This window comes from Carboxylicivirga litoralis (genome assembly GCF_025499605.1).
Classification (GTDB): domain Bacteria; phylum Bacteroidota; class Bacteroidia; order Bacteroidales; family Marinilabiliaceae; genus Carboxylicivirga; species Carboxylicivirga litoralis.
The window spans coordinates 1-24,248 of record NZ_JAFMVC010000036.1; the positions used below are offsets into that span (position 1 = coordinate 1).

At 39.3% G+C, this 24,248-nt stretch carries 22 protein-coding genes; 11 read left to right on the top strand and 11 right to left on the bottom strand.

All coding sequences use genetic code 11. The annotated features are described in order from the left end of the window. Positions 1-106 precede the first annotated feature (106 nt). The 7 genes from J1N10_RS18990 to J1N10_RS19020 all read left to right on the top strand — a co-directional run bounded on the left by J1N10_RS18990 (position 107) and on the right by J1N10_RS19020 (position 4,970). Positions 107-706, top strand: a complete 600-nt coding sequence (locus tag J1N10_RS18990; protein ID WP_262328320.1) for a hypothetical protein — start codon at positions 107-109, stop codon at positions 704-706. Continuing rightward, positions 687-941 (top strand): hypothetical protein, encoded by a 255-nt coding sequence (locus tag J1N10_RS18995; protein ID WP_262328321.1) that lies wholly within the window; start codon positions 687-689, stop codon positions 939-941. The genes J1N10_RS18990 and J1N10_RS18995 overlap by 20 nt, the downstream gene beginning before the upstream one ends. Positions 942-1,116: 175 nt before the next feature. Continuing rightward, complete coding sequence (locus J1N10_RS19000; RefSeq protein WP_262328322.1) at positions 1,117-1,905, top strand: hypothetical protein; 789 nt, start codon at positions 1,117-1,119, stop codon at positions 1,903-1,905. Between the two features lie 461 nt (positions 1,906-2,366). Next, a complete protein-coding gene (locus J1N10_RS19005; RefSeq protein ID WP_262328323.1) occupies positions 2,367-2,930 on the top strand; it encodes a Crp/Fnr family transcriptional regulator in 564 nt (187 codons plus the stop codon). A gap of 79 nt (positions 2,931-3,009) precedes the next feature. Then, positions 3,010-3,150 carry a hypothetical protein gene (locus J1N10_RS19010; RefSeq protein ID WP_262328324.1) on the top strand — a complete coding sequence of 47 codons (141 nt, stop codon included), beginning with the start codon at positions 3,010-3,012 and terminating at the stop codon, positions 3,148-3,150. A gap of 88 nt (positions 3,151-3,238) precedes the next feature. Continuing rightward, entirely contained in the window at positions 3,239-3,967 is a 729-nt protein-coding gene (locus J1N10_RS19015) for an NAD-dependent epimerase/dehydratase family protein (protein WP_262328325.1), read from the top strand. A gap of 175 nt (positions 3,968-4,142) precedes the next feature. Next, entirely contained in the window at positions 4,143-4,970 is an 828-nt protein-coding gene (locus J1N10_RS19020) for a DJ-1/PfpI family protein (RefSeq protein WP_262328326.1), read from the top strand. 61 nt (positions 4,971-5,031) lie between these two features. On the opposite strand, the gene larB is transcribed toward J1N10_RS19020, so the two are convergent. From larB to J1N10_RS19050, 6 genes are all read right to left on the bottom strand, one after another. Next, entirely contained in the window at positions 5,032-5,766 is a 735-nt protein-coding gene (gene larB / locus J1N10_RS19025; protein ID WP_262328327.1) for a nickel pincer cofactor biosynthesis protein LarB, read from the bottom strand. Positions 5,767-5,944: 178 nt separating this feature from the next. Further along, positions 5,945-6,730 (bottom strand): adenine nucleotide alpha-hydrolase family protein, encoded by a 786-nt coding sequence (locus J1N10_RS19030; RefSeq protein ID WP_262328328.1) that lies wholly within the window; start codon positions 6,728-6,730, stop codon positions 5,945-5,947. An 839-nt stretch (positions 6,731-7,569) separates the two neighbouring features. Next, the gene (locus tag J1N10_RS19035) at positions 7,570-10,983 is read right to left on the bottom strand and encodes an efflux RND transporter permease subunit (protein WP_262328329.1); all 3,414 of its coding nucleotides are present in this window, start codon (positions 10,981-10,983) and stop codon (positions 7,570-7,572) included. 24 nt (positions 10,984-11,007) lie between these two features. After that, positions 11,008-12,138: an efflux RND transporter periplasmic adaptor subunit gene (locus J1N10_RS19040; protein ID WP_262328330.1), complete on the bottom strand. Its 1,131-nt coding sequence runs from the start codon at positions 12,136-12,138 to the stop codon at positions 11,008-11,010. 56 nt (positions 12,139-12,194) lie between these two features. Next, on the bottom strand, positions 12,195-13,532 hold the full coding sequence (locus tag J1N10_RS19045; protein ID WP_262328331.1) for a TolC family protein: 1,338 nt from the start codon (positions 13,530-13,532) through the stop codon (positions 12,195-12,197). Between the two features lie 10 nt (positions 13,533-13,542). Continuing rightward, on the bottom strand, positions 13,543-14,172 hold the full coding sequence (locus J1N10_RS19050; protein ID WP_262328332.1) for a TetR/AcrR family transcriptional regulator: 630 nt from the start codon (positions 14,170-14,172) through the stop codon (positions 13,543-13,545). 192 nt (positions 14,173-14,364) lie between these two features. Here J1N10_RS19050 and J1N10_RS19055 point away from each other — a divergent pair, with 192 nt between their 5' ends. The 4 genes from J1N10_RS19055 to J1N10_RS19070 all read left to right on the top strand — a co-directional run bounded on the left by J1N10_RS19055 (position 14,365) and on the right by J1N10_RS19070 (position 20,688). Next, on the top strand, positions 14,365-15,345 hold the full coding sequence (locus J1N10_RS19055; protein WP_262328333.1) for a hypothetical protein: 981 nt from the start codon (positions 14,365-14,367) through the stop codon (positions 15,343-15,345). A gap of 481 nt (positions 15,346-15,826) precedes the next feature. Then, positions 15,827-16,801 (top strand): ROK family protein, encoded by a 975-nt coding sequence (locus tag J1N10_RS19060; RefSeq protein WP_262328334.1) that lies wholly within the window; start codon positions 15,827-15,829, stop codon positions 16,799-16,801. A 215-nt stretch (positions 16,802-17,016) separates the two neighbouring features. Beyond that, positions 17,017-19,275, top strand: a complete 2,259-nt coding sequence (locus J1N10_RS19065) for a GH92 family glycosyl hydrolase (RefSeq protein ID WP_262328335.1) — start codon at positions 17,017-17,019, stop codon at positions 19,273-19,275. Positions 19,276-19,524: 249 nt separating this feature from the next. After that, entirely contained in the window at positions 19,525-20,688 is a 1,164-nt protein-coding gene (locus tag J1N10_RS19070) for a DUF4440 domain-containing protein (protein ID WP_262328336.1), read from the top strand. 52 nt (positions 20,689-20,740) lie between these two features. Here J1N10_RS19070 and J1N10_RS19075 read toward each other — a convergent pair whose 3' ends face one another. From J1N10_RS19075 to J1N10_RS19095, 5 genes are all read right to left on the bottom strand, one after another. Then, entirely contained in the window at positions 20,741-21,445 is a 705-nt protein-coding gene (locus J1N10_RS19075) for a glutamine amidotransferase-related protein (RefSeq protein ID WP_262328337.1), read from the bottom strand. A gap of 179 nt (positions 21,446-21,624) precedes the next feature. Continuing rightward, a complete protein-coding gene (locus tag J1N10_RS19080; protein ID WP_262328338.1) occupies positions 21,625-22,653 on the bottom strand; it encodes a serine hydrolase domain-containing protein in 1,029 nt (342 codons plus the stop codon). Between the two features lie 125 nt (positions 22,654-22,778). Beyond that, positions 22,779-23,303 carry a DUF4405 domain-containing protein gene (locus tag J1N10_RS19085; protein ID WP_262328340.1) on the bottom strand — a complete coding sequence of 175 codons (525 nt, stop codon included), beginning with the start codon at positions 23,301-23,303 and terminating at the stop codon, positions 22,779-22,781. Then, positions 23,287-23,883, bottom strand: a complete 597-nt coding sequence (locus J1N10_RS19090) for an NAD(P)H-dependent oxidoreductase (RefSeq protein WP_262328339.1) — start codon at positions 23,881-23,883, stop codon at positions 23,287-23,289. Before J1N10_RS19090 ends, J1N10_RS19085 begins: the two co-directional genes overlap by 17 nt. 68 nt (positions 23,884-23,951) lie before the next feature. Continuing rightward, on the bottom strand, positions 23,952-24,248 hold a 297-nt coding region (locus tag J1N10_RS19095; protein WP_410053455.1), incomplete at its 5' end, for a Crp/Fnr family transcriptional regulator.

Below are 24,248 nucleotides of genomic sequence, written 5' to 3' on the forward strand. Positions count from 1 at the left end.
ATGAAAAGATAAAAACAAATACAACGCTTTGGCTCAGTTAAGTTTGGAAGTGAAATCTGGTTAATGCTCACTTACGCTTCATAGCCTTAACGTTGTGCTTAATTGAATGAAGACGATAACAACCATATTAGTTTTAATTGTTTCAGTTCAGGTTTTTGGACAAAATGAACCAGAAAATGAATTGAAGAGAATCTTTTATTCCTTACCAATTCGTTCGGAAATTGAAACCATAATTGACTCCGCAAAGAATGTTGACTTGATTTCTTCCTTTGATAATAGTTTTCATAATTTGGGGAAACCTTATTTAACGGGATACATAAATAAGAATGACTTTATTACAGTAGAACCAGCATCAGGACAGATTGAAATATTTCGTAGCAGTCAATATACACTTTGGGGTGTAGAATTAGATAGTTTAGATATTATTTACTTAAGTCTTAACTATGGAGACCAAATGTCAAAAGAATTAAGAAAAGAATACAAACGACTTGTTAAGACTTTTAAAAAGATTACTGAGAAATCAGAAAAATACAAGCTTTATGCAGACCCAGGATTAATAGGGTATGGATATTGCTTTTATAAGTCGGAAAATGACAGATTACCCTTTATGTCAATAGAAATTGGACTTGGAGATTGTGTCTCAAATAGTAAATCTTTAAGTCTAAGTTATTATAAAATTGAAAACTATGAAATACAACTGGATTAGGAATAAAGCATGTAAAATTGATAGAATTGAACATACAATAAGTCACAGAATGATTAGAGATAAAATGGGAAAAGAAGAATTCACGACTCTAATTGTTAAAAATCATTCACCAACAGACCAAGAAGAAATCTGTTCGTTTTATTCTAATAGTTCAGAAGAAATGTACCAACAAACGGAAACCAAACTAAATGAACTATCAACAGATAATTATGAAATTGGAGACTATATAGATTAGGAACAACTAAGCACAACACGCAATATATTTCAGGTGGCAGTCGATTGTAATTTGAATAGTTGGCTATTTCTATAGGGTTTGTTTCGGCTGAGAGGGACGAAGTTTCTAAAGCCCCCGGAAATTTATCGCCACCGTTAGCAATCAGCCAGAATTTACAGCTCCAACGAAAAAGAGGATGAAAGAATTACTGCCATTAATATTACTACTGATTTCAATTAATTTATCAGGACAACAGCATTTTGACTTTATTGATAAGATTCAAGACTATCAGCAGAATGTAGAATTGGATAATTCAAGTGATTATACAATAATTGACTCAACAACTTTTGATATAGGTAAATATCTTGGAATGTTTGATAAACTAGAAATTGAAACAAGATTAAAGCCCCAACTTTTTTATGTTGCAGATATGTTTGGAGGCTGTCCATATCTCGTTGCAATTGAAGACACATTTAATGTATCAGAGTATGTAAAATCAGAACTCGAAACTATCAAGAAAGATAAATATTATGACCCTGATAATGCAAGAGGAGCAGTTATATCAGAACTAATGGTAGAAACTGAAAATTTAAAAGATTTTATTATCCCTATAAATTCAAAAGACGGTTTTGTCCAGTATTTGTTTTACAGTGAAATGGCTGAGTGTTTCGCTCTTTATTGGCATTCGAATTATAGAAAGAAGCTGATTATTTCATCAACAAAGAAATTTAAAGAAAGAATGAAGCCTTTCCTTAAGAGCGACCTGTATAGCGTTAACAAGAAAAGATACTCTTCTTTAAAGAAGCAGGACCTGAGTCCACAGGTAGCATTTAGAGACGGTAAATACATTATAATATGGTATGAGATACTGCCTCATAATGGAGTTTATAAAAGAAAATACGAGATAGAGAATCATCTACCATACAAAATTGAAATGGTAAATGAAGAAAATGTTTTGCAGATACAAGCCAATTACATTCTTTAATATAAAAAGGCCGAATTACTATCAATGGCATTCATTTATAACTCTATCTAAGCGAAGTTTGCAACTTCGCTTTTTATAAATTAGCCTATAGCCCAATAACCATCAATACAATATCCCTCGTTCCACGTAGCAAAAAATAAACAAAGCTGTTTGGCGTAGCGTCACTCCTGTGTGAGCAGGCTTGGTTCGACAGCCGGAAGATTATATCTATTCAAGTGCCTGTAATTATGCGGATGAAAGTACAGTATTGCCCGAAGTTGAAATATTGACTTTAAGTGTAATCACTGTGAAGTGATAATTAGGCCAGAGGCCTGGTTAAATAAAACGTCGCGAGACGCTACGCTTAAGGGGGAAATAGGCTCTCGCTTTCTTAAACCCGTTTAAGTTTTTTGATTTTAGGGTTCCATACATTTGGATTGTAGAATTAGAATACTAATTCATCATCAAAAATGAGATTCAATATGGAAACTCAGAAAATAGTTGAACATATTCGGAGATTTGTTCCTCTTAGCAATAGAGAACAGAATGTTTTAGATAGAAATACGAAACGTTTAAGTCTTGAACAGCACAAATTTTTAATACAAAAAGGAGATATAAGCAATTCCATCTATTTTGTAGAGAAGGGTTGTTTAAGAATGTATTCTGAAAAAACTAAATCTATTGAGCTTACCACACAGTTAGCAATTGAGGGCTGGTGGCTTACGGACTTCTTTAGTTTTATTGACAATAAGCCATCGGAGCACTTTATTCAAACTTTGGAGGAATCTGAGATTATTTCAATTGACAAAGTAAAATATCAAGAATTACTAAAAGAAATCCCTCAGCTTCATGATTACTTTGTAAGTATTTTGCAAAGAAATATCGCTGCATCACAATTACGAATTAAGTATCTGTTTGAGATGTCACCAGAAGATTTACTTCAACACTTCACAACATCATTCCCCGATTTCGTAAGTCGAGTTCCGTTATCAATGATTTATTCGTACTTGGGAATTTCTCATGATGGTAATCAGATGATTTCTTAAACCAGTTTAATTTTTCTGAAAACATTAGGGACTAAATTTGTAGTGTCAGTTAACAATCTCCATAATAAAATTAAAAAATTTGGAAGCCAAAGATCAAGTATTAGAAGCTATGAATAAAGGATGTACACCTTTAAATGCAGGTAAAATAGTCGAATTAACAGGTCTTGACCGTAAAGTTGTAGACAAAGCTATGGCAGAACTAAAAAAGTGGAAGCTATAGTTTCGCCTACACGATGTTATTGGCAAGCAAAATTATTAAAACGAAAATAAATTCACATCTGAGATATTTCAGAATAAAAAACAAAATTATGTCGAAAACAATATTTTTAGCAGGAGCTACAGGAGCAATAGGTCAAGTTCTTTCAAGGTTATTAGTTGCAAATGGTTGGAAAGTTTACGGAACAACTCGTTCAGAAAAGAAAGTTTCTCTACTTAAAGAAATGGGGGTAGAACCTGTAGTTGTAGATGTTTATGACGCCAAGCTTTTAAACGATAAACTAGCGGAAATTAAACCAGAGGTTGTTATTCACCAACTTACCGACTTGCCTTTTGCGCTAAATGCTGATGAAATGACTGCTGCATTAGTAAGTAATGCCCGTTTAAGAACCGAGGGAACAAAAAACTTAGTGGATGCTGCTGTTAATGCAGGTTGTAAGCGAATTATTGCTCAAAGTATTTCGTTTATTTACGACGAAGGACAAACTCCTCATGTAGAGGAAGATGCATTATTACCACTTACACATGAAGTGTATGGAGAAACAGCAGAAGGGGTTCGTAATTTAGAACGTCAAGTTGTTGAATCAGGAGTTGATGGACTTGTTCTACGTTATGGACTTCTTTATGGCCCTAAAACAGGTTTTGATTCACCAATTGCACCAGCCTCAGTTCATGTTGAAGCTGCGGCTAAAGCTGCGGAGATTGCCGTTACTAAAGGTGGAACTGGTATTTATAATGTTGCTGAAGCTGACGCTTCTCTTTCAAGCGAAAAAGCCATCAATACATTTGGATGGGATGCTAATTGGAGAGTGAATAACTAAAAACAATTTCGCTGAGTTGAAATATAATCACAGACCACAAATTATATTTAGAATTTGTGGTCTGTCAATAATATAAAGTTTAGAAAAACATTGTTTAACCATTGCTGCTTTAACTAAAGAAACATGGGATAACTCCGAAACAATAACACAAATGCCAACAATAATACCTACAAATATGAAATCAATAATTTATCTGTTTTTTATTGCCACGTTTATTGGTTGTAATTTTGAAAATCGGAATCAAAAATCTAGCACTAATCTAGAATACCAAAATACTGCTTTAAATGATTCCTTGGCTAGTTGTAGTCCAAGAATTATAATGCGAAATACGGAAAACGGTCTAGTTTTATTAAATGAAAGTCAAAAACATGAATTAAATAAAAATTCAAAAAAACTAAATCCCGACTTACCCATTGTCGGATTGTTAATGTATGATGATGTTCTAACTACTGAATTAACAGCCCCAATGGATGTGTTTACCAAACTAACAGAAGATGGTAAACAGTTGTTTAACGTTATTACAATAGCTGAAAGCTATGACTTTATAGTGAGCGAAGAAGGCTTGAAAATGTTTCCTGATTACACCTTGGCAAATTCCCCAAAATTAGATATTCTTATTGTTCCAAGTGCCTATGACATGTTTCTACAAGTAAAGAATCAAAATCTTGTTGATTTTATAAAAAGCCAAAACAACAATACCGAATATACCGTGAGCAATTGTGCCGGAGCAACTTTGATTGGCGAATCAGGGATTGCCGATGGAAAGAAAATTGTCACATGGATTGGTGGTGGAAAAGACTTGCAGAAGAATTATCCAAATCTCAAGGTTCAAGATGATGGTAATATAAGCTTTGTCGAAGACGGAAAATTTTTATCTTCAAATGGGAATTTAGCTTCATATATCTCATATTTAGAACTTTTAGAAAAATTAACAAGCAAAGAACATCGTAAATTTGTTGAATCATATCTCTATTTAGATAGACTGCAGAATTGGAATAAATAGAAAACCTCAGCTAAGCGAAGTTTATAACTTCGCTTTTTACATTTTAGCCTACAACTAACTCTTACCTATTCTTCGCAATTAAAGCAGCCACTACTGCTGCACGCAGGCCACCATCGATATTAACCACCGTTAGGTTAGGGGCACAGCTGGCCAGCATACTGGTTAGGGCTGCTTCCTTGGCTCTAAAGCCATAACCAACCGAAGTAGGTACACCAATAACGGGCAGCGGCACCAGTGAAGCTACAAAAGGCGCCAGAGCCCCTTCCATGCCGGCTACTACAATCACCGCAGACACATCCTGCTCAACACCTTGTTTAATGGCTTCGAGCACACGCGTTGGATGCGCAATACCACGGTCTTCAAACACCAATGGTTCCACACCAACGGCACGCAGAATCACCTCACATTCGTAGGTCACCGGATGGTCGGCCGAACCGGCACTAATGACCAATACTTTGCCTTTGGGTTTCGGCATTTCGCCAATCACAGTGGCATTAACCGACCACAATACAGGAAACTGTTCTTTAAAATATTCGTTCAGTTCTTTGTAAAAAGGACTGCGCGACACCACCACACGCGGATGTTTTTCAAGCAACCTGGCTGTTAACTCAATGGTCTGCTCAAGCGTTTTATACTCACCATAGATAATTTCCGGAATATTGGTACGCATACCGCGGTTCACATCCAATATATAACGGCTGGCCGTTTCCATCCAATCCAATGAAAAATGGCGTTGAGCTTCTTCTTTAGTGATTTCCCCTTTTTGTATCTGGTCAAATAGTTCGTCGAAAGTCATGATGTTGTTTATTTGTCGAATTGATAATTTGATGAATCGTCGAATTGATAACTTATTGGGTTTAGGGTTAAACTGTCATCCTCAAACTTCCTTTTTCTCAATTCTCATCACTCATCTCTCTCCTCTTCTCTTCTCTTTAAATCTCGGTTCTTCCGTCTTTAGTCGTGTGTCTTATGTCTTATGTCTTTTTAATGCGCTTATCGTACTCATTAGGGCGCGAACGCTTCACATCGAAGGTAACAAACAAACAGACTTGACCACCTAGTTCAAACAGCTCTTCCCTGGCTTTTTCGTCAGTCATCAAGGCATAGCTTTCCGGCTTGGACACTTCAATGCGCATGTGGTCGTCGTCATCGATGCGGCAGCGCACATGGAAATCGCCAGTTTTGTCAATAATGTAGTTTTCAATGGCGTAAATGGCTTTAATGCGTTCCGGTGTTAACCGGTGGTTATAGTTAATGCGTGTCGCCAGGCAACTTTCGTGCTCAGCAAACAATGGGTCGGCCCCAAAAGCCATGGCAATATCTTTCGTTTCCCACGAAGTAATCCCTATCTCTGCTAAAGGTGACAGTACCTGATACTCGTCGAGGGCTTGTTTGCCCGGGCGATAATTTCCCAGGTCGCTTGCTGTTGTTCCGTCGTAGATGGGCGAACCATCTTTTGGCACCAGTGACAATATATGCCCTTTGCAATGGTAGCAACGCCTTTCAGGATTGGCTTTAACAGTAATATCAGGATTCACTTCTATTATTTTTAAATCAGGTGCCCCCAGGTTCCGGGCCTGTATAATCATATCATCGGCACTGGCACGATTAAAGCCATTATTCACCCAAATGGGAATAATATCAGCTCCTGCCTTATTGGCTGCACCTAATACAGCACTGCTATCAAAGCCTCCGGAGAACAGTAGGTAACCTTCGCGGTGCTTCTTAAACCAATTGATTAAAGCGTCTTTCTTTTCCATGTTTACAAAATTCCTGCTTAAGATAAAGAAAAAATAGAACAGATGATTCAAATGCGATGGACTGACTACGGCAATCGTGTTTAAAATTAATGAAGTTATTTGCTAGCGTTATCCCGACATAAGCAACGTAGTTTGGGCCCCATTGGCATAAACGGAGGAGAGAAAAATTTGATACCAAGCTGTCAGTCTTTAAATTTTTCCCGTAGTGATGTCATAATGGGTAAACGAGTGATTAAGTCGGCGGCCTTTTTCTCCCCTTTTTGGGCTGTAGGCAAAAAGGGGAAGCCTCAACGGCTTGAGTTGAAAAAATAATTTCTTTAATTCGATTGCCGTGATGAACTGACAAGACGATCGCATTTAACTTCTTAATCACCTCTCTACTTTGTTGGACTCATCCTTTTAAAAACAAAACAGCCCAAACCCGTCTCATCCTGAATTTTAGATAGGGAACCGACAGGTGGGGTAATAAAATCATACAAATTCCCCTTCAGTCCTGCGGACAGCTTCCCCGGGAAGCATAAAAAAACGGCCCTCATATGAGAGCCGTTCTAATAACCTGAGTTCGATTTAAATTTTAAAACTCAGATTGAAATAAAGAGCTGATTTACAATGAATAATTTTAGAGGAATAGTGAACTATTGCGCTAAAATTTGAAGCAGTAAATCAGGTGTTTATTCAAAGCTTATTAATTCCACTTACGAACAGCAATCTTCTTCGTGTAATCGACTCAAAATAGCCCGCTATTCTTTCGTCAATATACACTTGAACCATACTATTCGTAAGTGTTCTGAGTTCAAAATTTTACGTCGAACTCAGGTTAATATTATCTTAAACTATAATTAAGCTTCTACTTTTTCTTTCACCATGCGATTACGTATGCGCACTGCCAGGTTATACATGACTGGCGCCATAATTAGTGTTAGTACGGTTGATGTACTTAAACCAAAGATAACCGTCCAGGCCATAGGTGCCCAGAAATCGGCATTATCGCCCCCAAAGTAAATTTTTGGATCCAGTTCTGAGAACAAACTGAAGAAATCGAAGTTAAGCCCAACAGCCATTGGAATTAATCCCAGGATAGTTGTAATAGCTGTTAACAATACCGGACGCAAACGCGTTTTACCGGCACGCACAATACTATCCACCTCGTCTTCACGGCTTAATCGCCCTTTTGGCCCCAATCCTTTTTTCTCTTTCACCTGTCCGCGCACCAAATCAATGTAGTCAATAAGCACAATACCGTTGTTAACAACAATACCGGCCAGCGAAACGATACCTACACCAGTCATCAGGATGATAAAATCCATTTGGAAAGTACCCAAGCCCATAAACACACCGATGGTACTCAGTCCTACCGTTCCAATAATTATAAGCGGCTTGGCTCCTGAGTTAAACTGTGTAATCAGAATCATCGCAATTAAAGCCAGTGCAAATAATAAGGCACCAACCAAAAAGTCAGATGTTTCCTGCTGGCTTTCCTGCTCACCAGTCATTTTCCAGTTGTAATTGGCCGGCATCTGGTAATCCGATAAAAGTGTTTTAATACGTGCATTAATGGTGTTAGCATTATAACCTTCTACCACGTTGGAGCTTAATGTAATTACACGGGTGTTATCAATACGAATAATCTTCTCATAGGTTGATGCATATTCATAACTGGCCACAGCTGAAATTGGTATCAAACTAACCACACCATTCTTATCCACTTTCATCTTCTGGTTCATCAGTGTGGATACATCGTAGCGGTATTTATCCTTCATGCGTAACATGATATCATATTCGTCCTCACCATCTTTGTATTTACTAATTTCTTTACCGTACAAAGATGTACGCAAAGCCATGGCTACCTGCTGAGTTGATAAGCCCATGCGTCGCACCTTATCGCGGTCGATAAACAGCTGCATCTCCGGCTTATTGGTATTCAAATCCATTTCCAGGTTTTCAATACCCAGAATATGATCCTCGTTAATGGTGCGCTTGATATCTTCGGTTAAAGCAATCAGCTTTTCGTAGTCATCACCACCCACCTCAATATTGATTGGCTTACCTACCGGAGGCCCGTTTTCTTCCTTCTCGATAAACACCTTAGCGCCTACAAAACCCTGGAAAGCATCCGACAGTTTACTCATTATTTCGCGCGTGCTATGTCCTTGACGAAACTGGTAATCGAGGAAGGTAATAGTGGTTAATGACTTATTTGGTGAACGACCTGATTCGAACAATCCGCCCTTACCATTACCTACGCTCACACCCACCGATTTTACAATGTCCATATATGGGTCGAGTGTGCTATACAGAATTTCTTCGGCATTCTTAGTTACCTCATCGGTGACTTCAATATCGGTACCTAATGGTAGTTCCATGGTGACATAAATGGTACGTGGCTCATTTTCGGGGAAGAAAAAGACTTTAGGCTGCATCGCTCCAAAGAACATTACCGAAAACACAAACAAACCAATTGACCCAAACAACAACCCTTTACTGGTTTTTCGGCCTAATGACTTGCGCAAAGTTGCTTCATACATATTTTCAAGCATGGGCAAGAAACTATGCTGAAACCAAATGGCTGACGGTTTAAGAACAAATTTATTAAGCGTCGTGATTAATAATGGAAGAACCAAAAGGTTACCCCATAACAGATTGCCTGACAGATAGAATACCAGTCCTAAAGCCGCCAAAACACCTGTTACAATAAAGTACTTACGGAAACTCTTCTTCTCGCGCACATCTTCCAGTTTCATAAACTGCGAGGCAAACACCGGGTTTAATACCAACGCCACAAAAAGTGATGAAGCCAGTACGATAATCAGAGTAATAGGCAGGTAACTCATAAACTTACCTACAATGCCCGGCCAGAATACCAACGGGAAGAAAGCCGCCAAAGTAGTTGCTGTTGATGAGATAATTGGAATCGCAATTTCACTGGTTCCATTCTTCACCGCCTTTTCGGGTTTGACACCATGCTCCATCATCCGGTAGACATTCTCGATCACCACAATGGCATTATCCACCAGCATACCCAATGCCAGCACCAAACTAAACAATACCATGGTATTAATGGTGTAGCCAATCTGCTTCAGAATCATCATAGAGATAATCATCGACATTGGGATGGCCAATCCTGAGAATATGGCATTGCGTAATCCAAGGAACATATAGAGTACGATCATCACAAAGATCATCCCCAAAAGAATACTGTTCTCAAGGTTACTAATCTGGTCGCGCACAAATACCGACTGGTCATCGGTCACTGTTACTGTCAAGTCCTTAGGTAGCGTTTCGCTTTCCTGCTTTTGCTTGATGATGCCCAATATTTTATCAGTCGCATCCAGTAGGTTCTGCCCACTCTTTTTCACAATCGAAAGCGTCACCACCGATTTATGATCCAGGCGCGAAATGGTACTTTGCTCTTCAAAACCATCAATCACCTCAGCCACATCTTTGATGTACACCACACGCCCATCGATTTCTTTCACAATGGTGTTGCGTATCTGATCCATGTTGGTATAATCGGCCTGCACACGAATAGAACGGCGGGTACCATCCACTTTTACTTCACCGGCCCCCACTGTAAAGTTCTCGGTTTGAACAGCAAATTCAATATCAGAAAAAGTTAAATCATAAGCGGCCATACGGTGTGGGTCGACATGAATTTTTATTTCACGCTCATCAACACCGCGGATATCGGCCTCTCGCACTTCACGCAATGTTTCAAACTCATCCTGCAGGCCTTCGGCAAATTTCTTTAACTCGTAAATACTGTAATCGCCCGACAGGTTGATGTTGAGTACCGGAAACTCGGAAAAGTCGATGTCATCTACAATAGGGTCGTCCATTAAGTCATCGGGCAGTTCACTGATGGCTTTGTCTACCTTGTCCTTAACATCGAGTTTGGCTTGCTCCACCGACACATCGGCTTCGAACTCCACGATAATCAAACTCATGTCCTGGAAAGAGTTAGACGACATCTTTTTAACGCCATTCAAATCTTTCAACTCTTTTTCGAGCGGACGTGTAATCAGGTTCTCAATATCCAACGGCGAGTTACCAGGGTGTGGTGTACTTACTGAGATGTAAGGAATCACAATCTCGGGAAACTGCTCGCGCTGCATTGAGGTGTACCCCATCCATCCGGCCACAATCAGGAAGAGTGTGAGGATGTAGATGGTATTTTTATTATCCAGTGCCATGAAAGTTGGTTTAAACTTCCGGGTCGACACCTTCTCTTTATATTTTATATTTTCTTCTTGCATTTGTAATCAGATTTTGGCTTCGGTTTAAATAGAAATTGCTGAGCCGTCAACCACCTGGGCATAACCTTTGGTAATCACCTTATCACCTGGCTTTACGCCCTCGGTAACAAGCGTGCTATTATTATCTTTTATACCTGTCTGGATGTAACGTTTCTTAGCACGCAGCTGTCCTTCTTCCTCTTCGGCTACAAAAATAAACTCTCCGCTAAAGTCTTTTTTCACCAGAATAGATGGTACAACAATCGCATTCTCTTCAGCAAAAGTCCTCAGTTTTAATACAGCCAGCATGTTGGGCTTTATGTCGTTGGCTTTATTCACCAAGTCGATGCGTACGCGGAATGTACGGCTGTTGGGGTCAATAACTGATGATGAACGGTAAATGGTTGCATCAATATTTTTCTCGATAACAGGAAATTCAACTGACACCTTATCACCCGCTTTAATCTTCTGCAGATAAATCTCCGAAACATCAGCCGTGATATATACATGGTCGATATTCACCAGGCGGGCAAAAGGCAACTGCGGGCCAGCCATCTCACCTTGCTTTTGAATCACATCATCTACTATTCCATCAATTGGCGCACGCACGACGGCTAAATCTAACTGCGCTTCCAAAGCTTCTTTTTGCTGTTCCAAAGCGTCTTTGCTCGACTTAGCTTGTAAATATTCCATTTCAGAGCCGATGTTCTGCTCCCACAAATCGGCCTGACGCTCAAAAGTAGTAGTGGCCAGTTGCAGGTTAATCTCTACCTGACGCAATGAACGCTGTGTCATTTCGGTATTTAGACGGGCCAGAACATCACCCTTGCGTACTTTATCGCCTTCTTTAACGTGGATTGATACAATTTTACCAGCCGCCTCAGGACTAATTATAATGTTTTTATCCGTCTCTACCTGTCCGGTTACATCCACAAAATGCTCGTATAAACCGGTCTTAATGGCTGTAGCTTCTACATTCACTACACCTTCTTTACGACCAACAGATAGTTCTTTTTCTAATTTGGCAATTTTCTTTTTAAGCTCGCTTAGCTCACTCTTATATTCGTTCAATTGCACTTGTTTATTTGCTGCATCATCATTACTCTTGGATGAACATGAGCTAGCTAAAGCAATAATGGCCAAAGCAATCATTGCTAATATGATAATCTTTTTCATTTGGTATGCTTGATTTGAGTTTTTACCTATTAAATTCATCTCTCTCACGGTAGTGGTTATAATTGGTTGATAGCCTTTTGATACTTAATGTGCGTATCCAACAAGGTAAGTGTTGATTGTATAAAGCTCAACTGCGACTGAATATACTGTCCTTCATTTTGCGACAATTCCACACTCGATGCCAGTCCTTTGACAAATTTCACACGCGTTCGGTCGTAAATACGAAAGGCGATTTCTTCACCTTCTTTATCATTCAAATAAGTAGCTTGAGCATTTTTAAAATTCGACTCAGCTACCATCAGTTGCTGCTTTAAGCCTTCCTCCATCTGACGCATTTCGTTTTGCAATTTCAGATAGTTGATTTTCTCTTGCTTTACTCTGGCGTGTTGCTTACCCGATTGAAAGATGGGCATGCTTAATGACAAACCCAGCATCTGCGAATTGGTATTGTCCATGCTCTTAAAATCATCGCCAAACTCGATATAGCTTAAATTGTAAAAAGCATTGATTTTTGGCAAATACTGCACCTGTTCATTTTTAATCAATGTTTTTTGAGCTTCTTCCTGTGTTTCCAAAATAGAATAATCGATGTGCGATTTCACATCAAAACTAGCCGACTGCGGTAGGTAAACCTCAACAGGCGACAAGAGAATATCGATATCATCTGATAATTTTATAGGCTGAGTAATACTGACACCCATGGCATATTTCAAAACAGCTTCAGAAATGGTTAATTGTCGTTCTGCATCCAAAACCATGTTACGCGAATTATTTACCATCAGCTTTAACTGATCCACATCGGTCATCTCACGAAATCCATTATTATAATAGGCTTCTGTCTCTTTTAAGGTCTGCTCATTCACCTCCAGGTTTTTCTTGAATGTCTCCAAGTTCTTTTTAGCTATCAAAGCCACATAATAGGCTTCAGCAACAGCCTGGCGCACATCAATCTGCGTCTTGGTTTTATTTTTCTCACTGATGTTCACATAAATTTTACTGGCTTTAACACCAAGCAAATAAGAGCCATCGAACAAAAGCTGACTCACGTTACCAGTGGCATTCCAGTTGTATTGCTGTCCAAATTGTGTTTTCAAAACCATCGGCTCTGAACCATCTTCAGGTGTCATGGTAATCACATTCTCCTGTATGGAGAGGTTATCGGTCAATTGGCCTTCAACACTTACCTGTGGCAAACCAATAGCGATGTATTCCCAGACACGCTTTTCGGCTGCTTCAATGTCGTAAGTCGCACTTTTGCTCTGAAAAGCGTTTTCAGTCGCATAATTCATGGCTTCGTGCAAAGTAAAAGCCAGCGAATCGCCTTCTGATTGCGCTTTACCGGGCACATTGCCAAGCACTACTAGCATTAGCGCGATTAATAATGAGTTTCTCATAGTTGTGTGTTTATTTGTTTCCTTCATCGTCTTCGCAAAATAGTCGTTCTACTTCTTCCATCCCTTTTTCGGTGCATACACCACGAAAATGGTATTTAAAAACCTCCGAATAAAGGTTCATATTATTTAATTCGCTTGCTGTAAACAAGCCATTGGTGTCATCGAAAGTATAAGCCCCATGTGCAAAAAGCATACGCGCAATCACACTTATATCAATATCATCGTGGTAAAAACCCTCTTTCTGACCTTGCGTTAAATTAGAGGTGTAAGCCTCAATGTGCACATCTTTTTGTTTATTCTTAAAATCAGATAACAGCGCCGGATAATACTTTTTTAAGTCATACATCATGGTTGGCTTGTATTGACCAATGAATTGTTCGACCAGGGTTTTCATTTCAAAAAACTGCTCAATAGCGTTAATGTCTTTCCGCTTAAAAATGGCCATTGCTTCACAATCCTGACTGCATGCAAGGTTTATGGTTGCTTCCACCAGGTCATTTTTATCACTAATAAACTGGTACAAGGTCTTTTTCGACATACCCAGCTCACGTGCGATATCATCCATACTTACACTTTTAATGCCGTATTGAGCAAAAAGCTTGAGTGCCGTTTCGGTTATTTCTAGTCGTTTCGAATCCATGGGTGCAAATGTATAAACTTTCAATCCTCAGGAAACTTAATTTGTGTTAAAAGTTTCCTAAGTTTTTTATTGAAGAAATAAAACCCCACTCAACATGTAATGTTCATCAAAAAATTATCGCCACTCATCCTTTATTTACTCAACAATAGACTATAAGCCCTTATTTTGCGTTTGCTTATAAACAGCCATCCCATGCAAAAGTCGTTTTATATACTATTTATAGTACTCGCAGTTATAGTGAGCAGTCAGGTTGATGCCCAAAGCAAAAAGAAGTTTAAGCGTAATAAAGGCACATCTAAACGGGAGATTAAAAAACGTCAGCAACAAGCTTTTGAAAAGGATGAGCGAAATGCCTTCAACCCTCAGCAACCAATGGGAGCGCGTCAAAATGATAGTCGCGATGATTTACTTTGGCATGGCGAAACAGCCAATACGGTATATGATGGTGCGGCAAATTTAAGTGTTGTCAATGCTTCGCGCTATGGACTCAAACCCGGGCTTGAATTATCCTCGCATGTATTTCTTAATTATTGGGTTCCTAATCTTTATCTGAAAAAACGCTGGCGAAACGATACTTGGTACGTAGCTTCGAAACATGGCTTATATTCGGCTACTCCAGGTTTAAACTGGGCCAATAAGCGCAACTACAGTTCTATTGTTGAAGATGCTGAAGAAATCCCGTTCATCTTATCCGTTAAAAACGAATTCATTGTATCACGCCTCATTATGAATAATGACCGCTGTGGACGCGACAAGCCATACATTATTCTTACCGGAGGCATCGGTGTTGATTTTGGTATACCCTTCGGTGATTCTGATTTACAGGAAATGAAGGGACACTTACTGTCCAATCGCAGCCCCGCACTCATTGGTTCGGGCTACACAGCCTACCTAAAAGCACGTGCCGACTGGCAAATAACCCCAATGCTGATGCTAGGCGGTGGTTTTAAATATTTCAGGGGCGACTTTTCGGGCAATGGCGCATTAGAGCACAATGCAGAGTTACAAACTATTATTATACCACGTTTCTCTTTTTCGATTGGCTACATTCTCTCATTTGCCAATTATACCGATACTAATGGAACAGCTATTCTGCCCTTCTTCGACTTAACGTATTATTTTGGTAAGCGTCAAGGGAGACAAAAAGGCCTGTTTGGTAAAGGATTGCGGTAGTGACAACTATAACATTTGTATTTTACCCGCTGGGCGACTACAACTCTAATACCGATTGCTCAATAAAACGAGCCTTATTTCAACAAAGTTTTCCTAAGGCTATTCATTGATATTTAGGTATTTACCAATACAATCAGCAAAATAGCCTGAGGCTCATTTTGTGATACATTTGGTATAAGATCCATCCCTTCTCTTTTCCTCTGCCAAGGTGGTCTCTTGTTCAAATTACGGACAATCGCAGTCAAAAGCCTTTGATTGACACTGTAAGCAACCAACTCATACCCCTTAATTGGCTACATTTGAATTATAATAGTCAGGTAAGTATGCTATTGACAGATTGAAAGAGGTATAATTAAGCGTCTTGTTTTTAACTGCAGATTAAATCTTATCTTTAAGCGGATTAAAGTATTAATGCGCTTTTACTTTAATCTATCAACCAAAAAACAACAGTGTTTAATTTAAAACTAAAATCTTTAAAAAGATGAAGAAAGAAGTAGCCATTGGGATTGATATTGGTGGAACCAATACCGTGATTGGAGTTGTTGACCGTGCTGGTAATCTGCTCGCCGAATCGTCAACTCCCACATTAACCAATACCGCTATTAAGAACTACCTCGATGTACTTTGTGCAAAAATCAATGAGACAGTTTACGAGCTTGACGAAGATGTTGAAGTAATGGGAATTGGTGTGGGAGCACCAAGCAGCAACTACTACACCGGCGAAATAGTTGGTGCCTCTAACCTGGGCTGGGGTGAAGTCGTACCATTCGTAGAGCTATTACGCGAGTATTACAACTATCCGGCGATTGCCTTAACCAACGATGCCAATTCAGCAGCCTTGGGCGAAATGATGTATGGTGGTGCCAAAGGCATGAGCAACTTTATTATGCTGACCCTTGGTACAGGCGTTGGTAGTGGTATAGTTGTAAACAACGAATTGGTGCTTGGACACGATGGCTTTGCCGGTGAGTTAGGTCATGTAATTACAGAGCGTAACGGACGCGAATGTGGTTGTGGCCGTAATGGCTGCCTGGAAACCTATGCATCGGCAACTGGTATTTGCCGTACCGTTTCGGAGCTGAATGCTAATACCAAAATTCCAAGTGATTTGCGTAAAGTGCCATCAGGGCAATTTACCTCAAAGATGGTGTTCGACGCAGCTGTTAAAGGCGATGAACTGGCATTGGAAGCTTTTGAGCAGACCGGTAAAATGCTGGGACGCGCCATTGCTGATTTTGTAGCTTTCTCAAGTCCTGAAGCCGTCTTTTTATTTGGTGGATTAGCCCAGGCCGGTGATTACATTTTTAAACCAACAAAAAAACACATGGAAGAAAACATGTGCTTTTTGTACAGCGACAAAGTTAAATTGCTGCCATCGAAACTTGATGGAGCTAAAATAGCTGTACTAGGCGCCAGTGCCGTGGTTTGGAAAGAGCTTGAGCAAGTAGAGCAATAGAATTAGGGGATAACCTGATTCAAATCATCGAGCGAAATTGAATGAATAAAACCAGTTTCCTGGTTAACTTTCATCCCGACTCCGCTCGATGAAAAAAAAATTAGCTCACTGAGCGAAGTCGAAGTGACATTTAGATAAACATTTCGCCTTCGCTTATCATCTACTTCAACTTCTTGTTTGCTTAGTAATAAATGATATCATTAAAATAAACAAACATGAAGCTTAAAATTTTATTCGCAGCAATCATAGCGTTGGGCGTGCTGGCTTGTCAGCAAACCAAAGAAGAACAGCGATTGACCAGCTACGTAGACCCATTTATTGGAACCGGTGGACATGGACACGTGTTTCCGGGGGCAACCACACCTTTTGGCATGGTGCAACTAAGTCCTGTAAACGGAGTGAATGGCTGGGATTGGGTATCGGGCTATCACACCTCATCATCCGAATTAGTTGGTTTTGCACATATGTGTCTGAGCGGAACCGGCATTGGCGATTTAGCCGATTTATTGATTTTACCTACTAACAAACAAGTTGTTTCAGATACAACGGCTGGTGGAAAAAACTTTCTACAAAACTACAAAGCGAGCTATTCGCACGAGCACGAAGCTGCCGAGCCGGGATATTACACCGTTGATTTATTAAACAGTGACATCAAGGCCGAGTTGACAGCGTCGCGACGCGTTGGTTTGCACCAATATTCATTTGCTACTGGCGATGAACGCTCAGTTATCATTGATTTAGGCCATGCCATCAATTGGGATAAAGCTATCGATACCTACATCAAACAAGAAACAGACACACGCTTTGTTGGCTATCGCAAATCATCGGGCTGGTCAAAAGAGCAATGGTTGTATTTTGTGATTGAAACAAAATCACCAGTTACAAATTTTCAGGTAGCTAAAGGCGGTGAATTAACATCAGCTGATGAACTACAAGGTTCGGATGTTCGTGCTATTTTATCTTTTGACAAAGCAGGCGAAGAAGCATTGCAATTGAAAGTTGGTTTATCGTCAGCCAGCATTGATGGTGCCCGCCTGAGCATCGAAAAAGAAATGCCGGATTGGAATTTTGCATCTAACCGCAAAAAGGCCTCTGAATCCTGGGAATCGGAATTGAAAAAGATAAAAGTACAAACGCCCGAAGAGGATGTGAAAACCATTTTCTACACTGCTTTGTACCATAGCATGGTGGCTCCGTATGTGCATTCCGACTATAATGGTGAGTACAAAGGACTGGATGGAAAAATCAATAAAGCTGAAGGATTCGAGCGTTACACAGTCTTCTCGCTTTGGGATACTTTCCGCGCCAGCCATCCTTTATTTACTATGACACAAGAAGACAAAGTGCACGATTTTATCCATTCGTTTATGGCCATCTATCGCGAAAGTGGCTTATTACCTGTTTGGGAACTTGTGGGTAGTGAAACAAACTGCATGATTGGTTACCACGCTATTCCTGTAATGGCCGATGCCTGGCAAAAAGGCCTTATCACCGATATTGATGGCAATAAGTTATTAGGAGCCATGGTGGCCAGTGCAATGACTGACAAATCAGGTTTAAATCATTATCGTGAATACGGTTACCTGCCAGCTGATTTAGAAAATGAATCCGTTTCAAAAGCATTGGAATATGCATATGACGACTGGTGCATTGCCCAGGTTGCCAAATCTGTTGGTAACGAAGAGGTTTATCAGACTTTTATGAAAAGAGCTGCTTATTACAAAAATCATTTTGATGCCTCAACCGGCTTTATGCGCGGCAAGCTGGCCAATGGCGAATGGAAAAAAGAGTTTGACCCACTGCATTCATCGCATCGCAAAGACGAGTATGTGGAAGGTAATGCCTGGCAATACTCGTGGTTTGCACCGCACGACATTAATGGTTTGGTCCAATTACATGGAGGCGTCGATAACTTTGTGACTAAGCTTGACTCGTTGTTTACCATAGAGGAAGACGTGAAAGGCGAACATGCATCACCCGATATCAGTGGCTTAATTGGCCAATATGCACACGGCAACGAACCCAGTCATCACGTAGCTTATGCCTATAACTATGTTGGTAAGCCATGGAAAACAGCAGAACGTGTCAATGAAATCCACCGTACCATGTACACCACTGAAGTAGATGGCCTTTGCGGTAACGAAGATTGTGGACAGATGTCGGCCTGGTATGTACTCAGCTCCATGGGCTTCTATCCGGTTAACCCTGCCGACGGCAATTACATTATTGGTTCGCCTATGTTTGATGAAGCTGAAATTGCTTTAGCCAATGGCCAATCATTTTGCATCAAAACGGCAAACAATTCACCGCAAAATATTTATATCCAAAGTGCTACACTTAACGGGAAAACTTTAAATCGCTCGTGGTTTACACACCAGGAAATGATGAATGGTGGCGAATTGACATTGGTGATGGGCGCTACGCCAAATAAAGATTGGGGTACTTCTGAGCTGCCACCTTCAATGACAAAGTAAAAAACATATCCATACAGACCTTAAGGTTTAAAAATCCTTAAGGTCTTTTTTTTCTGAAAACCTTTAATCCGTTAGCGCTTCAGATGCACTTAGCGGCTCTTCCATGCCTGTTGATATTTAATTATATCATGAGAGTTTTTAACATGACCACAAACCACAACTCTTAATCCAAACATATCGTATTAAGCTTATTGACAAACGGTGGTTTTAGGTGTATAATACCTTGTTATTCATTATAAAACACCTGTCATGAAAAAGATTAGTTTAATGAAGCAAGTACTGCTTACAGTTTTGCTTCTAGGAATGGTTGCACCATTGATTGGACAAGATTTATATCTACCTGCAACCTCCAAATCGAAAGAAGCCAAGGCATTATACACCGAAGCCATGGATGCTTTGTACGATGTTGAATTTTCAAAAGCTCTTAAAATCAGCAAAAAAGCTCTTGAAGCGGACCCTAATTTCTTTATGGGACACTTTATACAATCGTACAGCGGAGACAAAGCTACAAGAAAGGCGGCTCTTGATAAACTAGCCAACTACTCGGGTAAAATGAATAAAGGTGAAAAGGTACTAAAACAGATGGCTGCTAAAATGAAAGCAGATGCCCAATATGTGCCCATCGAAGAAGGCCGTCAGTTGGTTAAGCTCTATCCTAAAAATGTGTTTGCAAAAGTACTATTGGCCTACAACCTGGGGAACAATAAAGAAACCAGAGCCGAAGCTTTAAGCTTACTAGACGAATGTGCAAAAATGGCCCCTGAATTAGCTACCATATATAACTCAAAAGGTTATCTCTATTTGGCAAATAAAGAGTTTGACAAAGCAGAAAAAGCCTTTAACAAGTATATAGAAATGGCTTCTGATAAGGCCAATCCGTATGATTCGAAAGGTGATTATTTTATGGCCATTAAGAATTACGAAGAAGCTGGCGAAGAATATAAAAAAGCTCATGAAATGAATGCTGATTTCAAAATCTCAATGAAAAAAAGAGAAGAGGCTTTATGGATGGCTAAACGTGAAAAACTTGCGGCACAAGTAAAAGAACAGCTTGATAAACTGGTGGCAGATTATAACTCCATGGACATGGCCAAGTACACTAAACATTATTTTAATGGCCCTGAATTTTGTTATGTGCTGAATGGCAAAACAACAGAGTCGTATAATGAATTTGCAAAACAAGTTTTTGAAGGTCAGGACAAATACAAAGAATGGAAAGTAGAGATATTGGATGAAACGATTCAAATACCATCTGAAAATATAGCTGTTGTAGCACAAATATTTACTTCCACAGGCACTCCTAAAGAAGGTGCCCCTTGGAGTGTAAAGGGCAGTTATACGACAATTTGGAGAAACATTGATGGTAACTGGAAAGTGGTGCAGGCCATCAATACAAACCCTCTCAAAGAATAAGCCTTTACAGACCTTAAGGTTATTTTAACCTTAAGGTCTTTTTACAGTATCCTTATTTCACCAAACCATCTAAAAATCGATACAATAGTTGATTCGTATCGCTATAATCATTGGCTTGTAACTGTTCTGCTGTTTGCACAAAGGGCTTACCCTTTTCCAGTTCCAGCTCATCACTACAGTTTGTAATCATCGCTTCAATGGCGTCGGGTGTAAACTCAAAGTGGCATTGAAACGCATACACTTTTGGTGCAAAACGAATAATTTGCCGCGGACAACCCTCACTTTGGGCTATAACAACGGACTCGTCTGTTAATCCGGGCATGTCGCCATGCCAGTGGCCGCAGGCGAACGTTTCGGGAAAGCAGTCAAATAATTCGTCTTTTTGTCCAGCCTCAGTTAATGTAACCGCATACAAGCCTATCTCCTTCTTCGGACTGGCAACGGTGGTGCCACCCATAGCATTGCTTAACAGCTGAGCACCCAGGCAAACACCTAACACCTTTTTACCAGCTTCAACCGCCTGCCGAATCAATTGCTGCTCGGCCCGACTATCAAAATAAGCACATTCTTCCATAGTGGTAGCAGGCGACTGTGGCCCGCCCATAACCACCAGCATCTCAAAACCATTACTGCTATTGGGCAGTTTATCACCATTGTACACACGTGTATAAGTACAGGTGTGCTTATTGGTTTCGACCCAGTTCTGAATCGCTCCTGGCCCCTCAAAAGCCTCGTGTATAATAAAGTGTATAATCATTACTGCATGTTTATTAATTGTGACGTGATGCTATGCTCATTGCCATAAATGACACATATATCAATCCCCATAAACGGTCAATTTCTGCGGAAGCTATTGTGGTCCATAGCCGACAATCCCAAATCACTTCGGAGGTTCAAACTCCACTTTCAACCAGTCAGAACACTTAGTTGCTGTGGCTAGTTTTTATTTCTAATTAGTTTTACAATTCGATTGTTTATGATTTCTGACAAGTTCCAATAGTACAATTTCGGATCGGTGGTACTATAAAACTCTATAACAACCGCATCAAGGTCTTTGTGATAGTTTGCAAAACTTTGATATCCCGGAACCCAACCTGCATGTTCATACTTATAAATGGAAGTATATATTTCCTGCTCTCCTGGTGCAAACAATGAACCATCGTTCAAGGCCCTTAGGAAAGTACCCACATCTTCTGCTGTGGCTAGCATGCCATATTCGTCGGCCTTTAAATCAAATGGATGTCCTACATGATAGCCACTCATCACATCTTCCATATTCACCTCACTTAGCGAACCAAAGGTATTGTTTAAATTTAGCGGTGTTAGAATTTTTTCCTGAATGAACTGAAATTTACTATAACCAAGTACATCATCCATTATCTTACCAATGAGAAGATAATTTGTATTACAATATTCATAATCTTCACCAGGTTCAAAATTAGCAGGTTTGTCCAGAATCAATGCAAGGCTCTCTTCATAGCCTAATGGAGCCGCCCAAAAATTTGGAGCATCCGTATAATTGGGGATTCCACTTCTGTGTTGTATCATCCATCTCAAGGTAATTTTGTCTGAGTTTTCGATTCTTCCCACAAGTTCTGGTAAATAGTCAGCAATTGTTTTATCCAGAGAAAGTCGCCCATCACTGACCAATTTGGTAACAGCTACAGCATCATATAGCTTGCCAATGCTGGCAATTTTAAATAGTGCTTCAGGTCTGGCAGGTGTCTTCGTATCTCTATTATGCCAACCAGAAGCGAAATACTGAGGTGGTTGACCAGCCTGATCTACATAAACGATCATTCCATCAAATCCGTGACCAATCGCCTCATCTGCCTGCTCCTGGATCGTATCCGGTAGCGGAAGTAGCCAGGCCTTTACCAATAGCCAGGGGACAAAATATAAGGAGGAAATAGACGCCGCTATAAAAACTATCCTTAAAATTAGTTTTGTTTTTTTCTTGGTCATAATACGCTAGTCAATTTTTACATCGTTTAGAACAGTTGGCCACACAGCACTGTAGCAGATTTGCGATGAGATTGTCCGTCCGATAATCTGCGGGAGTCTGCCTAATCAAATTATGTTAGCGCCTGCTATGCATTACGGCCTCGTGTTGCAGTGTTTTTACTCATCTTTTCAATACTAGTTAAATACCATTTCAACCGTTTCATAATATGCAAGATAAAATATATAGACAGGATAATCGCAATTTTATCATGAAACTCAATTAATCGCTTTCGAGTCATTTCGTTTCCTTCAGCCAAATCTATAATCCATGGAACAAATCCTGTTATAGCAACCAAAACAAAGATTAGCGTTAAGGTAATCACTTGTCTGTTTTTATTAAATAATCGTTTTGAAATGACTGTTCTGAACCATTTCCAATTAAGAGAAATATGAAAAACGATTAAAACAAAAAGCGGAACAATTGAAATCTTATGGAAACATGACCAGTCATAATAATCAAAACTAATCACACTTTTATCCATTATGTTTTCACTATGCATTCCTATATGATATTTAATCTGAATAAGTAATCCTGAAACAATTGTGAATATCAAGAAGACAAGTAACCCAATGTTTATTAACATCTTATTCATTTCAACGAACCTTTTCATTAATCGTTTTTTCAATCTTATCAAGCCACATTGTTCGTTTTTTGGCAGAAACTTGTTTAACCATATTAAAACTAATCCATTTCCTGTTTTTATATCCCAATTTCCAAAATGTCCCTCGCATAAATGATTTCTGAATCGCATTGCCAAATACAAGCCGATACAATATCCTTGGAGTGTTCATTGTAGTAATAACAGTAACTCCCTTGATATTTGTCAATAGAGGTTTCATTTTTGTGTTGCTTTCATTAATATAATCATAAGCTACGCCTGGAAAAATTACTTTGTCAATAAATCCTTTCATTAATGCTGGCATTAACTCCCACCAAATTGGGAAGATAAAAAGAACATGGTCTACCGTTTCCAGTCTATATTGGTATTCTATAACTTTGGGGTCAATAGGTTGTTTGTCTCTAAATGCTTTCAAGTCTTGAGATGACATTACAGGATTAAATCTGTCTTTATCAAGATTAATAATGTCAATTTGGTGATTCTCTTTTTCAAGACCACGAGCAACTGAATTTAGAATTGCATTGCAATAACTTCCTTCGTAAGGGTGATTAAATACTATTAATATTTTCATAGTCATACTGTTTAAAAAATTAACAGTACAAAAATCCCCACTATTTGATGGTTATACGATAACAATTGTTAATTAATCATTTTTGGTTTTCTATTTCTAATCCGACTCAGTGAAATAGGTGTAATGCCTAAGTATGAAGCAATATAATGTTGTGGAATCCTCTTAATTATTTCAGGATGATTTCTAATTAAATCCTCGTATCGTTCTTGTGGACTGTCTTTAATGCGAGATAGAAATAGTTGTCCATAAATTCTGAAGCGTTCAAAAATAAAATCCTGAAATCCTTTTTTAAAATCAACGTGTGTGTTTAATAGTTTTTCGAATTCTATTTTCTCAACAGTTAAAATTGTTGTTGGTTCGATACT

Excerpts from the sequence above, each read along its gene's own strand:
- larB (WP_262328327.1), bottom strand. The coding sequence starts at position 5,766 with ATGACTTTCGACGAACTATTTGACCAGATACAAAAAGGGGAAATCACT.
- J1N10_RS19085 (WP_262328340.1), bottom strand. The coding sequence starts at position 23,303 with ATGAAAAGGTTCGTTGAAATGAATAAGATGTTAATAAACATTGGGTTA.
- J1N10_RS19065 (WP_262328335.1), top strand. The coding sequence starts at position 17,017 with ATGAAGCTTAAAATTTTATTCGCAGCAATCATAGCGTTGGGCGTGCTG.
- J1N10_RS19050 (WP_262328332.1), bottom strand. The coding sequence starts at position 14,172 with ATGGATTCGAAACGACTAGAAATAACCGAAACGGCACTCAAGCTTTTT.
- J1N10_RS19080 (WP_262328338.1), bottom strand. The coding sequence starts at position 22,653 with ATGACCAAGAAAAAAACAAAACTAATTTTAAGGATAGTTTTTATAGCG.
- J1N10_RS19035 (WP_262328329.1), bottom strand. The coding sequence starts at position 10,983 with ATGCAAGAAGAAAATATAAAATATAAAGAGAAGGTGTCGACCCGGAAG.
- J1N10_RS18990 (WP_262328320.1), top strand. The coding sequence starts at position 107 with ATGAAGACGATAACAACCATATTAGTTTTAATTGTTTCAGTTCAGGTT.
- J1N10_RS19030 (WP_262328328.1), bottom strand. The coding sequence starts at position 6,730 with ATGGAAAAGAAAGACGCTTTAATCAATTGGTTTAAGAAGCACCGCGAA.
- J1N10_RS19040 (WP_262328330.1), bottom strand. The coding sequence starts at position 12,138 with ATGAAAAAGATTATCATATTAGCAATGATTGCTTTGGCCATTATTGCT.
- J1N10_RS19000 (WP_262328322.1), top strand. The coding sequence starts at position 1,117 with ATGAAAGAATTACTGCCATTAATATTACTACTGATTTCAATTAATTTA.
- J1N10_RS19070 (WP_262328336.1), top strand. The coding sequence starts at position 19,525 with ATGAAAAAGATTAGTTTAATGAAGCAAGTACTGCTTACAGTTTTGCTT.
- J1N10_RS19055 (WP_262328333.1), top strand. The coding sequence starts at position 14,365 with ATGCAAAAGTCGTTTTATATACTATTTATAGTACTCGCAGTTATAGTG.
- J1N10_RS19015 (WP_262328325.1), top strand. The coding sequence starts at position 3,239 with ATGTCGAAAACAATATTTTTAGCAGGAGCTACAGGAGCAATAGGTCAA.
- J1N10_RS19075 (WP_262328337.1), bottom strand. The coding sequence starts at position 21,445 with ATGATTATACACTTTATTATACACGAGGCTTTTGAGGGGCCAGGAGCG.
- J1N10_RS19020 (WP_262328326.1), top strand. The coding sequence starts at position 4,143 with ATGAAATCAATAATTTATCTGTTTTTTATTGCCACGTTTATTGGTTGT.
- J1N10_RS19090 (WP_262328339.1), bottom strand. The coding sequence starts at position 23,883 with ATGAAAATATTAATAGTATTTAATCACCCTTACGAAGGAAGTTATTGC.
- J1N10_RS19005 (WP_262328323.1), top strand. The coding sequence starts at position 2,367 with ATGGAAACTCAGAAAATAGTTGAACATATTCGGAGATTTGTTCCTCTT.
- J1N10_RS19045 (WP_262328331.1), bottom strand. The coding sequence starts at position 13,532 with ATGAGAAACTCATTATTAATCGCGCTAATGCTAGTAGTGCTTGGCAAT.
- J1N10_RS18995 (WP_262328321.1), top strand. The coding sequence starts at position 687 with ATGAAATACAACTGGATTAGGAATAAAGCATGTAAAATTGATAGAATT.
- J1N10_RS19060 (WP_262328334.1), top strand. The coding sequence starts at position 15,827 with ATGAAGAAAGAAGTAGCCATTGGGATTGATATTGGTGGAACCAATACC.